Below are 15,263 nucleotides of genomic sequence, written 5' to 3'. Positions count from 1 at the left end.
CGATCCACCTTACTTAATAGGGCATTGGGTGCGCTCTATGCACTTGGTCGATCTCAGCAACCAACTCATCGCTCAATACAACGTCCTTGCCACCCAAGATTTGCTCCAACTGCGCACACGTGGTCGCGCCGAAGATTGCGGAAACGGGGAACGGACGTGTACGTTGCCATGCCATCGACATATGCACCGGATCGACACCGTGTTTCGCGGCCAGATCAAGATAGGCTTGGGTCACTTCAAACACTCGGTCTGATTTGCGGCCGCCAAGGTCGCCGTTGATTGCCATACGGCTACCTTCAGGCAATGCGCCGTTTTGGTACTTCCCAGTCAGCAACCCACATGCGAGCGGAGAGAACGCCAAAAGCGTCACATCTTCGTTCACTGACATCTCAGCCATGTCCGTATCGTACAGACGGCAAAGCAGGGAATATTCGTTCTGCACAGCAGCCATACGCGGAAGACCAGCCTCTTCGGCCAGATCAACCCATTTGGTCATACCCCATGCGGATTCGTTCGATGTACCAACAGCGCGAATTTTGCCTTCTTTCACCAAATCACCCAGCGTGGTCAGCACGCCCATCATATGGTCAAGCGTCTTTTGACGGTTTTGGCCTGACGGATCAAAGGTCCAGTTTTGGCGGAACATATACGACCCACGATCAGGCCAATGCAGTTGGTAAAGGTCGATAACGTCTGTCTTCAAACGCTTCAGTGATGCTTCTGTCGTTTCGCGAATATTGCCAGCGTCAAAGCCTTTACCATCACGGACCCAGCCCGGATTATTTCCGGAAACTTTGGTCGCAATAATGACGTCATCACGGCGACCGGTCTTGGCTAGCCAGTTGCCGACGATTTCTTCAGACAGGCCGACGGTCTCGGCTTTGATCGGGTTCACGGGATAGGCCTCTGCCGTATCCAGAAAATTGATCCCAGCATCTAACGCCATATCGATCTGGTTGTGTGCGTCATCTTCTGGGGTTTGGTTGCCGTATGTCATCGTTCCAAGGCACCATTCAGTGACCTCGATACCTGTGCGGCCAAGTGGGAGGGTCTTCATAAAATCTATCCTGATTAGAGAGCGTTAGGCTAAAACTAATGCCCCATTTCATCAACGCAACCCCTGCACTAGAATTGTGCATATACACACAGATAATGCGCGCCAGCGGCCTACTCCTTCGGGGCTCTGGTAATTAGATCAATTGTACAGACATTTTCGAAAGGAAGTTCAAAATGGCCTATGATTTCAATGGTAAAACAGCAATCGTAACCGGTGGAGGTTCCGGGATCGGCAAGGCTATCGTCGAAGAACTTGTAGCCGCTGGTGCAAAGGTGCTGATCGCGGACCTGAATATGGACCACGCCGAAGAACTGGCCGCAAATTTGGGTGAAAACGCCAGAGCGTTTAAGGTCGACACCTCAAAAGCTGAAGACGTTGCCGACATGGTTCAAGCCGCAGCTGAGTTTGGCGGGACACTCGATATGCTGGTCAACAATGCCGGTGTTGGCGGAGCGGCCGCACCATTGGGTGAATACCCAATTGAAAGCTGGCAAAAAGTTATTGACGTGAATCTGACCGGCGTCTTCTACGGTATTCGCTATGGTATTCCAAAGATGATCGAAACAAGCGGGGGCGGCTCAATTGTGAACATCGCGTCAGTGCTAGGTTCAGTAGGGATCGCGAACTCAGGTGCCTATGTGGCAGCGAAACACGGCATTGTGGGCATGACCAAATCTGCCGCCCTAGAATACGGTGACAAAGGTATCCGCATCAACTCTGTAGGGCCTGGATTTATCAAAACACCATTACTGGATGAAAATCTGGATTCAGACACAATGGCCTATCTTGCCAGCCAGCACGCGACCAAGCGTCTAGGGACACCAGAAGAGGTTGCCAAACTGACCTTGTTCTTACTGTCAGAAGACGCAAGTTTTATCACAGGCAGCTATCATCTGGTCGATGGCGGATACACGGCGCAGTAAATGAAAAGGCCTGATCCCGATATCGGGCCAGGCCTCACCGTTTAAAAGTTGTAGAATGCACCGATACGCGTTGTTGTAACGGCCGCAGTTGAATTATCGTCCATAAAGTCTCGAATGAATTCGGCACGCAGTGTTACGCGGTCCGTAAACCCGGTCTCCACACCAACACCTAAGTTATATCCGTCAGCACTGCCGCTTTGCAGGTCATACTCGGTGATGCCACCAGCGACGCGCGCAGAAACTGTCCCAAGATCGTAAGAGCCCCATGCGCGCAAACGCTGGGTGCCATAATCTGCATCACCGCCTGCGTGACCGCCGACTTCGACCTCTGCTCCGTAGCCGTATAGACCTTGCCCAAAACCAACGCCGCCAATAAGCGACCCAAGTGTTTGCGTGTCACCAGAATGCGGGTATGCATAATCAAGTGCCGCGCCAGCGTAGAAATTTTGTGCGCTGGCAGCGCCTGCTAATGCAGCAAATGCTGCGCCTAATATGATTGTTTTCATGGTTAGTCCCAATTTTGATTTTTCTATGTGCATCGTATCGTCGCAAAACGTTCAACGCCAGTAGATGCCTACTACATCTGGCATCTAACGCATTACCCCGTTAGATAGGCGCAAATTGATAGGAAAACCACGATGGCCCGTCACCTCATTACGTCCGCAATCCCCTATATCAACGGGATTAAACACCTTGGTAACCTTGTGGGCAGCCAACTGCCTGCTGACCTGTTTGCACGCTACATGCGCGCACGTGGTAACGAAGTTTTGTTCCTATGCGCGACCGATGAACACGGGACCCCTGCTGAACTAGCTGCAGCCAAGGCTGGCAAGCCTGTCGCCGAATACTGCGCCGAAATGCACGACGTGCAGGCCAAAATCGCAGAGGGCTTTCGCCTTTCGTTTGATCACTTTGGTCGTTCATCCAGCCCGCAAAACCAAAAACTGACCCAAGCATTTGCAGGCCGCCTGGCCGATATGGGGTTGATCCGTGAAGTCACCGAAGAACAGGTCTATTCCATCGCTGACGGTCGTTTCCTACCCGACCGCTATATCGAAGGCACCTGCCCTAACTGTGGATTTGAATCAGCCCGTGGCGACCAATGCGACAACTGCACCAAACAGCTTGACCCGACCGACCTGATTGACGCGCATTCCACGATTTCAGGCTCAACCGATCTTGAGGTTCGCGAGACAAAACACCTGTATCTGTGTCAGTCAGAGCTAAAGGATGACTTGGCCGCTTGGATCGACAGCAAAGCAGACTGGCCCATCCTGACGACATCCATCGCCAAGAAATGGCTCAACGATGGCGACGGCCTGCAAGACCGCGGCATCACCCGCGATCTGGATTGGGGCGTACCCGTCAAACGAGGCGATGCCGAATGGCCCGGCATGGAAGGCAAAGTGTTCTACGTCTGGTTCGACGCGCCCATCGAATACATCGCCTGCGCCCAAGAATGGGAAGACGCGGGTAAAGGCACCGACTGGGAACGCTGGTGGCGCACCGACAAAGGTGCTGAAGACGTCACCTACACCCAGTTCATGGGCAAAGATAACGTACCCTTCCACACACTATCGTTCCCAGCGACGATCAAAGGCACACAAGAGCCTTGGAAGCTGGTCGATTACATCAAATCATTCAACTATCTGAACTATGATGGCGGCCAATTCAGCACTTCGCGTGGACGCGGCGTGTTCATGGACCAAGCGCTTGAACTGCTGCCTTCAGACTACTGGCGTTGGTGGCTTTTGTCGCATGCTCCAGAATCGTCTGACGCTGAATTCACGTGGGAAACGTTCCAAACGGACACTAACAAAGACCTTGCCGATGTCCTGGGCAACTTTGTTAGCCGCGTGACAAAGTTTTGCCGGTCAAAGTTTTCTGAGGACGTTCCCGCGGGTGGCACATACGGCCCCGCAGAAGAACAGCTAATCGCCGACCTCACGATACGTATCCGCGCATACGAAACCCATATGGAAGCCACCGAAGTCCGCAAAGCGGCGGCCGAGCTACGTGCGATTTGGGTGTTGGGCAATGAATACCTACAATTCAACGCGCCTTGGACGACGTTTAAGACCGATCCAGAAACCGCCGCGATGCAAATCCGCCTCGCGTTAAACCTGATCCGGATTTACGCAGTCTTGTCGGCGCCATTCATTCCTGACGCTGCTGCGACGATGATCGCCGCGATGCAGACAGACGATGACAGCTGGCCTACAGATGTAGCAGCGGCGCTGGAAACGCTGCCTGCTGGTCATGCGTTCACGGTACCGGAAAACCTATTCCGTAAAATCACCGACGAAGAACGCGAAGAATGGGCAGAACGCTTCGCTGGCACACGCGACTAAGGGGACGACAATGATCATTGGTCACATCGGTGCACGTGCGGGCAGCAAGGGCGTCCCGGGCAAGAATTTTCGCGATCTACACGGCAAGCCCCTGATCGATTGGGCGCTGGACCAGTTGTTCGAAAATGACCGGGTGGACCATGCTGTCGTGTCCACTGATTGCCCCAAAATGTACGAACACGGGCTGAAGCGCGGTGCACTGGATATCGGCTTGCGCCCTGCGCATCTCGCCACCGATACAGCCGCCAAATGGGACGTCTGGCAGCACGCACTGCTTGAGGTAGAAAAGCAAACCGGCCCTGCAGATGCATTCCTTGATCTGGATTGCACATCCCCCCTGCGCCTTCCCGAGGATGTCGATGCTGGGCTCGACCTGTTCTTCAAAGAACAGCCCGATATGGTCATGTCCTGCTGCGAAAGCCGCAAGAACCCCTATTTCAATATGTTAGAAACCGACGAAACCGGTGGGCTACATGTATCGAAACCCCTGCCCCACGGCGTGGTTGCCCGCCAACAAGCGCCGATGGTCTACGACCACGTTGGGTTGGTTTATGTAGTAAAACCTTCGTACCTGCGCACGGCGACCCGCCTATTCGAAGGCCACGTGATCCCGCTCATCGTACCCAATGAACGTAGCCTTGACGTCGATAGCCCGTTTGACTGGGACGTGATCGAATACTTGATGGGCAAACAAATTTCTGACGGACTGCGTGCGGAGGCAAAATAGAAAGAATTTAGCAAAATTCTTTCGCCGCTACTTAACGCCAGCCCTGCCAAAATCGCAACGTCGACTGCTTTTCCGCAAAGCTTTTTGTTAACTCTTCTGGATCGTATTCAGTCGTAATCCACTCGTCGATCGCGATGGGCGATTGTGCGGTTCGCGCGGCATAAACATCCAAGAAATGGTCCAAAATTCCGGTATGCGTTTTACGGATGTGCAAAAACCGAAAGCTAAGCTGTTTTTGCGCGACACTTAATGGCGCGCCTGCAAACATCATGAGATAAATTGCGGCCGCCAACCCAGTACGGTCGGCACCTGATTTACAATGCAACAAAAATGGCCGTTCGATGGTTTCAAAGGCGCTAATCAACGATGTAAGCTCTTTGACCGATGGAGCCCGCCGCGCCGCCATCTGTGAGTTCACCAAGGTTAAACCCAATTTCTGACAGCTTTCGACTTCGAACAAGTAATGCGGCTGTTGAGCGACACCACGCAGGTTTAAGACAGACTTGATCCCCATCGCGGCATAGGCTTCGAACCGTGCATGATTCGGGTGGTTCGAGCGATATGCTCCCGGCGCAAATTCTTCAAAATTGTGCCAACGTAAACGGAGCACGCCGTGATCAAGCCAATTGAAATGAAATTGCGACCGCTTACGTTCTTTCGGGTCGGTAATGTCATGCCCAAATGATTGACGCAGCTTCTGCTCTTTTTTCTCGAGTTTCTTTAGTATCCGACGGATCATCACAGGCCCTACTTTATCAATCATTTCTCACTTGGACCATGTACCGAACCATTGCAATGCTCACACTGCAATTGCTCCGCCGCGTCAAAGACCTTAGAACCACATTAACAAAACGCGCAGGAGCACACATATGGAAATCGCAGGTCGTAAAATTGGTCCAGAGCACCCGCCGTTGGTGATTGCCGAAATCGGTATTAACCATGGTGGTGACCTTGAAGTTGCCAAGGAAATGGTGCGTCTTGCTGCTGGCGCTGGCTGCGAAATGATCAAGCATCAAACCCACATCATCGAAGACGAGATGACGGAAGAAGCAAAGCAAATTTTTCCGCCAAACGCTGATGTGTCGATCTGGGATGTGATGTCTGCTTGCGCTCTCTCGCTCGAAGATGAAAAGGCGCTAAAGGAATACACCGAAAGCCTCGGTATGATTTGGGTTTCGACCCCTTTCAGCCGTGCCGCCGCCGATTTTCTGAACGAACTCGACGTGCCTGCGTTCAAAATTGGATCGGGCGAGGCAGATAATCTTCCGTTAATTCGTCACATCGCCTGCATGGGCAAACCTGTGATCATGTCTACGGGCATGCAGAGCATTGAAAGCGTTCGTGCATCTGTTCAAATTCTCGAAGATGCCGGTATCGAATATGCGCTTTTAGAGTGTACCAACCTATATCCATCGCCCCCGGAAATTGTGTCACTACAAGGTGTAACAGACCTTAAAGACGCATTCCCCAATGCCATTGTCGGATTTTCGGACCATTCCATTGGGCCAGAAATGGCACTGGCCTCGGTCGCACTTGGCGCATGCATTTTAGAACGCCACTACACCGATAGCCGTTATCGCAAGGGCCCGGATATTATTAACTCGATGGATCCGTCAGAACTACGTCATATCATTGATCGGTCCCGCGAAATTCATACGGCCCTGATGAACCCAAAACAACGCACAAGCGCCGAAGAAGACGTTTACCGCTTTGCTCGTGCCAGCGTTGTTGCAGACCGAGATTTACCAGCTGGGCACGTTATCACCGAAGCTGACATATGGGCCCGTCGTCCTGGATCTGGTGAAATCGCTGGATACGATTTTGATAAAGTCGTCGGCAAAACGCTAAACCATGCCGTCACGCGGAATACGCAACTCAAATGGGCCGACTTACTGTGATGCCATTGGGTTTGACAGATATACCTGTTTGGCTAATAAATTTGCCGTCCTCTCAGGATAGGATGGCTAATATGCAGGAGCGTTTAGGCGAACTCGGTATCAGCTACCATAAATTTGACGCGATAAATGGCAAGCAATGCTGGGAAGATCTTGTACCTTCCATCGACATTGAAGCGTTTGAAAAAAACGTGGGGCGCAAAGTTATGCCCGGAGAAATAGGTTGTTACCATTCTCATCTCAAAGTTTGGGAACAGCTTATTGAAACCGGTGCACGAGTTGGCCTGATACTAGAAGATGATGTCGTTTTTCACCCGAACTTTCGATCCGCCGTTGATTTGGCACTTGAGCACAAGGAAGCTTGGGACATTCTAAAGCTCAATTATATCAGAGCAAAGTTCCCCGCCAAAAAAGCGCGCATCGGGGAAATGTATATACAGTCATACATCGGGCCATTCACCGGTATGGGAGCATATCTAATCCACGCAGAGACCGCTGCACGGATTTTACCGCAAATGCTACCAATAACACGGCCAATCGACCATGAGATCGACAGACCCAAATTTCACGAAATAAGACATTTAGCGCTGACCCCCTTCCCTAGTCACGTCAGTGACAATAACGACAGCACGATTACAGGCCAGAGCTTTGGAAATGTCGAGAAATTCCCGCCTTGGAGACGACTTCGCACCTATTCTCTGCGCTGGAAAAATCTAATCGATAAGGCAAGGTATCTTTCGAAGTAACCTCCCCTCTACCAATCATATCAAAGCTAAATCAAAGAGCCGTAGTCTCGGATTTCGACGTCATCGTCGCGCAAAGCCTCGTAAACAAGCGACCACTCCGCTTTTTGTTTTTCAGTTGCAGCCGATAACGGAACTTGGATTGAGATACGCTCACATTCAGGAACCATTTGCCCCAACGTGAACAGCGCCGTCGAATACCATGAAACAAATAACTGTGGCAGTACTTCGTTGCTTAGCATTGTTGCTTCGATGGACTTTTCAAACCGCTGAATTGGCATAAGTTTCGCTATCTTCGCCAATTTCTCGTCGCTCTCGTGACGGTGTGGGACATATGTGATCTTCCAGTCGCTCAACGACTCGACCGCCATAGAAAGAACTTTGAGCTCCGCGTCCTGGTCTACTCCCCCCTTTTCGCTAAGCCACTGGCCGATAAAGAATGCCTGTTTGTTTGCCATAACCTGATTTGGATGCCGACTCTGGCGCAGCAATGCGAAATCATTGCGCATAATGGCTCCACAGGTCTGTGCCTCAATCTTTGGGTTAGAGAAAACTGAGAAGTATTTGGGCGTGGTTTCATTCGGCTCATTCAAACACCCTTTAGACAAGAAGTGAGGTATAACGAAAATAGAAGCCGCGCCATCATCAAGCCAAATAACTTCATCACCAAACATACGCCCTAACATTCGAAACCACTTCAAGTACGGGTCGCCAAGAAATACCTTTCCGGTCGCGCGCGCCATTTTCATCCGAATGCGCAGCGTATTCCAAAGTCGAGCAGGAATTCTCATCGCCCCCTTATTCTTCGGTTCGCGGTGCCTTGTGACGAGACTCCAACCGGTATCCAACGCCGCGTTCTTTTGACGATACTCTGGCGTATCCGAACCACATCGATCGATTATCACCAAATAATTATCTTCACCTCGACAGAATTTCTCACGTGCCTCTTGTGCGCACATCAGCTGAAACGGGTTCAGTACAACAAATAGGTTTTTCTTAGACCGGTGAAGCATTAACGCCTGTTCCTAATAGCAGAGTTTGAACGTGGCTATCCACAATAGAAACCCAGATCAATAATCTTTCTCATCAGTAGCTTAGCGCAAATGCTGCCCGTTGGCCATTCATCCCGCAACACCCTGAAATTGAAGCTATCTTTCCGCCGGATCGTTTCGCGAGCGAATGAAACCCCCTAAATAAAATTCGGAATGCGACACACACGGCACATATTCCGCTCACCCTGAAGCCCAATAAACAACCAAAACGCACAGCGATTAATCAACACCGACACATCACTCACTTAACCCGTTGCAAACCCACGCGGTCGCTTACCTATCGGCAACCTAGATGTTAGCCGTCGCATCATGGATGTCGCCTTGAAAATTTTGGTTGTTGAACCTGACGCCGCGCGCGCGCAAGATATTATTGACGCGTTAAAAGACGGTGGTTGGGGTAACGTATTTATCGTCTCTGACATTTCGTCGCTTGCCCCTAAGCTGACAGAGATCGACCCAGATATTGTGCTGATCGACATCGCCCACCCGGATCGGGATACGTTGGAACATATTGGGACAATATCGCATGCCAAGGCGCGCCCTGTCGCAATGTTCGTGGACAGATCAGATGCGGATCTCACACAGGCGGCGATCACTGCGGGTCTAAGCGCCTATGTTGTAGACGGACTGCAAAAAAACCGCATTAAGCCAGTTTTGGAAACCGCAATCGCGCGCTTCAAAATGATCGAACAAATGCGCCGTGAACTTGACGCCGCAAAACAGGCACTGACGGACCGCAAAACGATTGATCGCGCCAAGGGGCTGTTGATGAACGCGCGCAATATAAATGAAGAAGACGCATACAGCCTGCTACGTAAAACTGCGATGGACCAAGGCCGCAAGGTCATCGATGTCGCCCATGCGCTTGTTACAGCTGCGGATTTATTGGGATGACAATACACGAAGTAAAATGCGGCTTTCTTCCACTGATAGACGCAGCGCCATTGATTATCGCCCGAGAGCTGCAGTTTGCACATGATGAAGGTATCGACCTGCAACTGATCCGACAGCCATCTTGGTCCGCATTGCGTGACCTTTTGGCACTTGGCCAGATTGATGCGGCACATATGCTATCACCGATGCCACTCGCCATGACATTAGGGCAAAGCGGCATGCCCACAGCAGTCGATGCGCTGATGGTCCTATCCGTGAATGGCACCGTGATCGGGGTGTCACAAAGCCTTGCAAGAGATATGGAGAAAACAGGCTGGACCGCTGATTTTTCAAGCCCCGCGCCTGCCGCAACGGCATTGTTTGGTTCAAAACGAAAAACCATCCGGATCGGTATCCCCTTTCCTTTTTCGATGCACCGCATGCTGTTGGAACACTGGTTATCCGCGCATCCTTCATTCAGAAGCAACCGCGTCGAAATCATCACCGTCCCGCCGCCTCGCATGGCCGATGCCGTCGCAAATGGGATGCTCGATATGTTTTGCGTGGGCGAACCTTGGGGCACCGCGGCTGTTCAACAGGGCGTCGCTGAACTGATCCTTCCAGGGTCGGCCATTTGGCAATTCGCACCTGAGAAAGTATTGGGCGCAACCCATGATTGGGTCGAACAGCACCCTGACGCCAGCCGTGGCTTAGTACGCGCCATCTACCGCGCGACGCGCTGGCTTGATCAGCCGACCAATAAGCCGCTCGCGGTCGAAATCTTGGCACGCAGCCAGCATATTGACCTGCCACACGAAGCGATTGATCCCGCGATTTCAGGCCAGATTGTTCGCCGAAAAGGCACGCCGCCGATCAGCCCTGACCATTTTTTATTCTTCCAAAAAAATGCGGGCAATTTTCCTTGGCGCAGTCAGGCGGCTTGGATCGCGGAACGGATTGCAGCCTGGGGTGGACTGGATCACCAAGACGCAGTGCGTCGCGGGATGGCTTGTTTTCGCAGCGATTTATACCGTGAATATCTTGGCCCGATTGGAATCGACATGCCCGGTGCATCCGTAAAAGTCGAAGGCGCGCTACGCGTATCGACCGCTGTTTCATCAACGACAGGACAAATGATTCTGGGACCTGATGCATTCTTTGATGGCGCGATATTCGACTTCGACACCCAATAGCGATGAAAAATTGTGCAAATGCTGTACCGCAGCATTATGCGCAGTTCCGCCACTGACATCAGCTTGAATCCCCCGGCACAAAGGCCATGATGGACCCCAACAAAGACAATGGCGTCTTTTAAATGTCTCCACCGATTGGCGACAAATTAATTTGAGCAAAGCCGCTCGATACCTCTGCGCAATCCTCCCTGCGTAGATTTATCGAGCGGCTTTTTTCATTATGCGATACTTAGAAAGGACCGCAAAAATGCTAAAGACCCTCCCATTTGCGCTGACAGCCAGCGTTCTTCTTGGCACCACTGCTATTGGTCAGACGCTTGACCTCGAAAAAGAGGACCTGACGTTTGGCTTTATCAAGTTGACTGATATGGCACCCTTGGCGGTCGCATATGAAAACGGCTACTTTGAGGACGAAGGCCTGTTTGTCACACTCGAGGCGCAAGCAAACTGGAAGGTTCTGCTAGATGGTGTCATCGACGGCCAGCTAGACGGCGCGCATATGCTTGCAGGTCAACCATTAGCCGCGACAATCGGTTTCGGCACCGAAGCACATATCATCACACCGTTTTCGATGGATTTGAACGGCAACGGTATTACCGTTTCCAACGAAATCTGGGAACAGATGAAACCAAACGTGCCCCTGATGGACGACGGTCGCCCACAGCACCCAATCAGCGCGAGCGCTTTGGCACCCGTTGTTGAGGACTACAAAGACCAAGGTATCCCATTCAACATGGGCATGGTTTTCCCCGTTTCTACGCACAACTATGAACTGCGTTACTGGCTTGCCGCTGGTGGGCTAGAGCCGGGTTATTATTCGACTGACGACATCAGCGGCCAGATTGGCGCTGACGTGCTGCTGTCTGTGACACCTCCTCCACAGATGCCGGCCACTCTCGAAGCGGGTACAATCTTTGGTTACTGCGTTGGTGAGCCATGGAACCAAGCGGCCGTATTCAAAGGCATCGGTGTTCCAGTGATTACCGATTATGAGCTTTGGAAGAACAACCCTGAAAAAGTGTTCGGCCTGTCAGCCGAATTCGCAGAAGAGAACCCGAACACCACATTGGCTCTGACCAAGGCGCTGATCCGGGCGGCTATCTGGCTGGATGAAAACGACAACGCCAACCGCGAAGAAGCCGTGGAAATTCTGGCGCGCTCTGAATACGTCGGCGCAGATGCCGAAGTGATCGCAAACTCGATGACTGGTACGTTTGAATATGAAAAAGGCGACGTTCGCGAAGTGCCTGATTTCAACGTGTTCTTCCGCTACAACGCGACTTACCCGTTCTATTCAGACGCTATCTGGTATCTGACACAGATGCGTCGCTGGGGGCAAATCGCCGAGCCTAAGACCGACGAATGGTTCGTTGAGACTGCCCAAGACGTCTACCGTCCTGACATCTACCTCCAAGCAGCACGCCTACTGGTCGACGAAGGTCTGGCGGACGAGGCTGACTTCCCATGGGACAGCGACGGCTTCAAAGCACCAACACCCGCCGAGGATATCATCGACGGCATTGCCTACGATGGCCGCACACCAAACGCCTATCTCGACAGCCTGCCAATCGGCCTGAAAGGCGAGCAGATCATCGTCGGTAACGAAATCCAAGGCTAACGCAACATAACGCCCTACCCCGCCTTGGGGTGGGGCACCCCCACTTGCCCTAACAGACCACAGGACAACAGCATCATGACCGCAATCGACCCAGATACCCTTGACGCAGAGGCACGCCGCGCGCGCCTGTTCACAAGGATCAACAAGGCAGACGCATGGTTCCAAGTTTTGGGCCTGTCATGGGTAACACCCATTCTCAAAGCCGTCGCAGGCGATAACCCACGCGCACAGTTTTCCGAAATCTGGCGCCTGTTGGGTGTGCCGATCCTCGCGATTGGTATTTTCCTTGTCGCTTGGGGCACGCTCGCACCCAAGGTGCAAACATCCCTTGGCGCGATCCCCGGGCCGGTTGAGGTCTTGGAACAAGCGAAAAACCTGCATGCTGATGCGATCCGAGAAGGCGAAAAAGAAGTCGCATTCTTTGAGCGTCAAGACGCGCGCAACGCTGAACACATCGCCAACGGTGACACCGACAAAGTGCGCGACCGCCCGTACACGGGCAAACCAACATATTACGACCAAATCTGGACCTCGATCAAAACGGTCTTCTTTGGTTTCTTGATTGCGTCCATCGTTGCGATCCCACTGGGGATCATGGCGGGCCTTAGCCCGACGGCGAACGCCGCAATCAACCCAATGATCCAGATCTTTAAACCTGTTTCACCACTCGCTTGGTTGCCGATTGTGACGATGGTTGTCTCAGCCGTCTATGCGACCAACGACGGCATGTTCTCAAAATCCTTCCTTGTTTCCGCGATCACCGTGACCCTTTGTTCACTGTGGCCAACGCTGATCAACACAGCATTGGGCGTGGCAAGCATCGACAAAGACCTCGTGTCGGTTTCCAAGGTCCTGAAAATGAACACCTACACCAAGATCACCAAGCTGGTACTGCCTTCGGCGCTGCCGCTGATCTTTACGGGTCTTCGCCTGTCACTGGGTGTTGGCTGGATGGTGCTGATTGCCGCTGAAATGCTGGCGCAAAACCCCGGCCTTGGCAAATTCGTTTGGGATGAATTCCAAAACGGTTCGTCACAGTCGCTTGCCAAAATCATGGTTGCAGTTCTGACCATCGGGATCATCGGGTTCATGCTCGACCGGGTCATGTACGCCCTCCAATCCATGTTCACCTTCACAGAGCAGCGGTAAGATCATGAGCATTCTCAAGTTCGACAACGTCTCAAAAAGCTTTGGCGAAGGACTGCATAAGTCTGACGTCCTAAAGAACATCAACCTCGAAGTGAAAGAGGGCGAATTTCTGGTCCTCCTTGGTTTTTCCGGCACCGGGAAAACCACATTGATCAACCTGATGGCTGGACTGGAACAGCCAACATCCGGCAGCGTCACATTCAAAGACACGCCCATCGCGGGCCCCGGCCCTGAACGCGGCGTGATTTTTCAGAACTATTCGCTGATGCCCTGGCTGACAGTGAGCGGCAATGTGCAGCTTGCCTTGGACAGCGTGTTTCCGAACATGCCAAAGGCAGAGAAAACACAAAAAGTCGCGCATTACGTTAAGATGGTTGGCCTTAGCCACGCCATGCAGCGCCGCCCGGCTGAATTGTCCGGCGGTATGCGCCAACGAGTAAACGTCGCACGGGCGCTGGCCATGAACCCAGAGGTTCTGCTGCTAGATGAACCACTGTCCGCACTTGATGCGCTGACACGTGCGAACCTTGCTGACGAAATCGAACACATCTGGGAAGCCGACAAAAAGACCTGCGTTCTGATCACCAATGACGTGGACGAAGCCATTGTTCTGGCCGACCGGATCATCGCGCTAAACCCAGATGGCACATTGGGCGATGAATTCAGCGTCGATATCCCGCGCCCCCGTGACCGGACCGAGATGAACAACCACGATGGTTTTAAGAAACTGCGTGCGTCAGTCACGAAATACCTGATGGACAAAGGCATCGCGTCCAAGGTCGAAGGCACACGCCTTTTGCCCGATGTCACGCCGATCCATGGTGTGCCAGCCGCTGTTGCCAAAGCCCAAGAAAGCGTCCGCGACGAAGGTTTCTTGACGTTCTCGAAGCTGCATAAAATCTACCCCACCCCAAAGGGTCCCCTGACGGTGGTCGAAGACTTTGACCTAAAAGTAAACAAGGGTGAATTTATCAGCCTCATCGGGCATTCGGGCTGTGGTAAATCTACCGTTTTGACAATGGCCGCAGGTCTGAACCCGATTTCAAAGGGTGCGATCCGTCTTGATGGTTGGGACGTGCAAGGTGCCGACCCAGAACGCGCCGTAGTGTTCCAATCGCCAAATCTATTCCCTTGGCTCACAGCCAAGGAAAACGTCGCGATTGGTGTGGACAAGGTCTACCCCAAAGCATCCCAAGCAGAACGCCAAGACGTCGTTGAATACTATCTTGAACGCGTTGGACTTGCCGACAGCATGGATAAATCTGCCGTCAGCATGTCAAACGGCATGAAGCAACGTGTCGGCATCGCCCGCGCCTTTGCTTTGTCGCCCAAACTGCTGCTGTTGGATGAACCATTCGGGATGCTCGACAGCCTGACCCGTTGGGAACTGCAAGAAGTATTGATGGAAGTCTGGTCGCGCACCAAGGTCACCGCGATCTGCGTGACCCACGACGTGGACGAGGCGATTTTGCTTGCTGATCGCGTGGTGATGATGACCAACGGCCCACAGGCAACCATCGGTAAAATCACCGACGTGAACCTGCCGCGCCCACGGACACGCAAGGCGCTTCTCGAACACCCTGATTACTACACCTACCGCCAAGAGGTTCTGGATTTCCTTGAGGAATACGAACACGGCGCCAAGCCGAAACCAAAGCCACAATCGATAGCAGCGGAGTAAA

The 15,263-nt window shown here is 52.4% G+C and carries 14 protein-coding genes; 10 read left to right on the top strand and 4 right to left on the bottom strand.

Features of this window, described 5'->3' with window-relative positions:
• Positions 1 to 13 precede the first annotated feature (13 nt).
• Positions 14 to 1,057, bottom strand: coding sequence for an aldo/keto reductase (locus CLV80_RS03855; protein WP_106355007.1), 1,044 nt, complete (start codon positions 1,055 to 1,057; stop codon positions 14 to 16).
• A gap of 173 nt (positions 1,058 to 1,230) precedes the next feature.
• Between CLV80_RS03855 and CLV80_RS03850 the strand changes: the two genes are divergently transcribed.
• Positions 1,231 to 1,980, top strand: coding sequence for an SDR family NAD(P)-dependent oxidoreductase (locus CLV80_RS03850; protein WP_106355005.1), 750 nt, complete (start codon positions 1,231 to 1,233; stop codon positions 1,978 to 1,980).
• Positions 1,981 to 2,021: 41 nt separating this feature from the next.
• Here CLV80_RS03850 and CLV80_RS03845 read toward each other — a convergent pair whose 3' ends face one another.
• Positions 2,022 to 2,486, bottom strand: a complete 465-nt coding sequence (locus CLV80_RS03845; RefSeq protein WP_106355003.1) for a hypothetical protein — start codon at positions 2,484 to 2,486, stop codon at positions 2,022 to 2,024.
• A 132-nt stretch (positions 2,487 to 2,618) separates the two neighbouring features.
• Between CLV80_RS03845 and metG the strand changes: the two genes are divergently transcribed.
• Entirely contained in the window at positions 2,619 to 4,331 is a 1,713-nt protein-coding gene (gene metG, locus CLV80_RS03840) for a methionine--tRNA ligase (protein WP_106355002.1), read from the top strand.
• A 10-nt stretch (positions 4,332 to 4,341) separates the two neighbouring features.
• Positions 4,342 to 5,058 (top strand): acylneuraminate cytidylyltransferase family protein, encoded by a 717-nt coding sequence (locus tag CLV80_RS03835; protein WP_106354999.1) that lies wholly within the window; start codon positions 4,342 to 4,344, stop codon positions 5,056 to 5,058.
• Positions 5,059 to 5,089: 31 nt separating this feature from the next.
• On the opposite strand, the gene CLV80_RS03830 is transcribed toward CLV80_RS03835, so the two are convergent.
• Positions 5,090 to 5,821: a phosphatase domain-containing protein gene (locus CLV80_RS03830; protein ID WP_243394402.1), complete on the bottom strand. Its 732-nt coding sequence runs from the start codon at positions 5,819 to 5,821 to the stop codon at positions 5,090 to 5,092.
• Positions 5,822 to 5,927: 106 nt separating this feature from the next.
• Here CLV80_RS03830 and CLV80_RS03825 point away from each other — a divergent pair, with 106 nt between their 5' ends.
• Together CLV80_RS03825 and CLV80_RS03820 are read left to right on the top strand one after the other, a co-directional pair.
• Positions 5,928 to 6,956, top strand: a complete 1,029-nt coding sequence (locus CLV80_RS03825; protein WP_106354996.1) for an N-acetylneuraminate synthase family protein — start codon at positions 5,928 to 5,930, stop codon at positions 6,954 to 6,956.
• Complete coding sequence (locus CLV80_RS03820; RefSeq protein WP_106354994.1) at positions 6,938 to 7,699, top strand: glycosyltransferase family 25 protein; 762 nt, start codon at positions 6,938 to 6,940, stop codon at positions 7,697 to 7,699. Before CLV80_RS03825 ends, CLV80_RS03820 begins: the two co-directional genes overlap by 19 nt.
• A gap of 26 nt (positions 7,700 to 7,725) precedes the next feature.
• Here the strand turns inward: CLV80_RS03820 and CLV80_RS03815 are convergent, their stop codons facing one another.
• The gene (locus tag CLV80_RS03815) at positions 7,726 to 8,709 is read right to left on the bottom strand and encodes a hypothetical protein (RefSeq protein WP_106354992.1); all 984 of its coding nucleotides are present in this window, start codon (positions 8,707 to 8,709) and stop codon (positions 7,726 to 7,728) included.
• Positions 8,710 to 9,057: 348 nt separating this feature from the next.
• On the opposite strand from CLV80_RS03815, the gene CLV80_RS03810 reads away from it, so the two are divergent.
• From CLV80_RS03810 to CLV80_RS03790, 5 genes are all read left to right on the top strand, one after another.
• Positions 9,058 to 9,642 (top strand): ANTAR domain-containing response regulator, encoded by a 585-nt coding sequence (locus CLV80_RS03810; protein ID WP_106354990.1) that lies wholly within the window; start codon positions 9,058 to 9,060, stop codon positions 9,640 to 9,642.
• On the top strand, positions 9,639 to 10,814 hold the full coding sequence (locus tag CLV80_RS03805; RefSeq protein WP_106354988.1) for a CmpA/NrtA family ABC transporter substrate-binding protein: 1,176 nt from the start codon (positions 9,639 to 9,641) through the stop codon (positions 10,812 to 10,814). The genes CLV80_RS03810 and CLV80_RS03805 overlap by 4 nt, the downstream gene beginning before the upstream one ends.
• A 247-nt stretch (positions 10,815 to 11,061) precedes the next feature.
• A complete protein-coding gene (locus CLV80_RS03800; RefSeq protein WP_106354986.1) occupies positions 11,062 to 12,432 on the top strand; it encodes a CmpA/NrtA family ABC transporter substrate-binding protein in 1,371 nt (456 codons plus the stop codon).
• 75 nt (positions 12,433 to 12,507) lie between these two features.
• Positions 12,508 to 13,581, top strand: a complete 1,074-nt coding sequence (locus tag CLV80_RS03795; RefSeq protein ID WP_106354984.1) for an ABC transporter permease — start codon at positions 12,508 to 12,510, stop codon at positions 13,579 to 13,581.
• Between the two features lie 4 nt (positions 13,582 to 13,585).
• On the top strand, positions 13,586 to 15,262 hold the full coding sequence (locus tag CLV80_RS03790; RefSeq protein WP_106354982.1) for an ABC transporter ATP-binding protein: 1,677 nt from the start codon (positions 13,586 to 13,588) through the stop codon (positions 15,260 to 15,262).
• The last annotated feature ends 1 nt before the right edge of the window (position 15,263 follow it).

Source organism: Yoonia maritima (assembly GCF_003003285.1).
GTDB classification, from domain to species: domain Bacteria; phylum Pseudomonadota; class Alphaproteobacteria; order Rhodobacterales; family Rhodobacteraceae; genus Yoonia; species Yoonia maritima.
The sequence above is the reverse complement of the archived record's forward strand: the minus strand, read 5'-3'. Positions and strand labels throughout refer to the sequence as shown.

Excerpts from the sequence above, each read along its gene's own strand:
- CLV80_RS03855 (WP_106355007.1), bottom strand. The coding sequence starts at position 1,057 with ATGAAGACCCTCCCACTTGGCCGCACAGGTATCGAGGTCACTGAATGG.
- CLV80_RS03850 (WP_106355005.1), top strand. The coding sequence starts at position 1,231 with ATGGCCTATGATTTCAATGGTAAAACAGCAATCGTAACCGGTGGAGGT.
- CLV80_RS03845 (WP_106355003.1), bottom strand. The coding sequence starts at position 2,486 with ATGAAAACAATCATATTAGGCGCAGCATTTGCTGCATTAGCAGGCGCT.
- metG (WP_106355002.1), top strand. The coding sequence starts at position 2,619 with ATGGCCCGTCACCTCATTACGTCCGCAATCCCCTATATCAACGGGATT.
- CLV80_RS03835 (WP_106354999.1), top strand. The coding sequence starts at position 4,342 with ATGATCATTGGTCACATCGGTGCACGTGCGGGCAGCAAGGGCGTCCCG.
- CLV80_RS03830 (WP_243394402.1), bottom strand. The coding sequence starts at position 5,821 with ATGATTGATAAAGTAGGGCCTGTGATGATCCGTCGGATACTAAAGAAA.
- CLV80_RS03825 (WP_106354996.1), top strand. The coding sequence starts at position 5,928 with ATGGAAATCGCAGGTCGTAAAATTGGTCCAGAGCACCCGCCGTTGGTG.
- CLV80_RS03820 (WP_106354994.1), top strand. The coding sequence starts at position 6,938 with ATGGGCCGACTTACTGTGATGCCATTGGGTTTGACAGATATACCTGTT.
- CLV80_RS03815 (WP_106354992.1), bottom strand. The coding sequence starts at position 8,709 with ATGCTTCACCGGTCTAAGAAAAACCTATTTGTTGTACTGAACCCGTTT.
- CLV80_RS03810 (WP_106354990.1), top strand. The coding sequence starts at position 9,058 with ATGGATGTCGCCTTGAAAATTTTGGTTGTTGAACCTGACGCCGCGCGC.
- CLV80_RS03805 (WP_106354988.1), top strand. The coding sequence starts at position 9,639 with ATGACAATACACGAAGTAAAATGCGGCTTTCTTCCACTGATAGACGCA.
- CLV80_RS03800 (WP_106354986.1), top strand. The coding sequence starts at position 11,062 with ATGCTAAAGACCCTCCCATTTGCGCTGACAGCCAGCGTTCTTCTTGGC.
- CLV80_RS03795 (WP_106354984.1), top strand. The coding sequence starts at position 12,508 with ATGACCGCAATCGACCCAGATACCCTTGACGCAGAGGCACGCCGCGCG.
- CLV80_RS03790 (WP_106354982.1), top strand. The coding sequence starts at position 13,586 with ATGAGCATTCTCAAGTTCGACAACGTCTCAAAAAGCTTTGGCGAAGGA.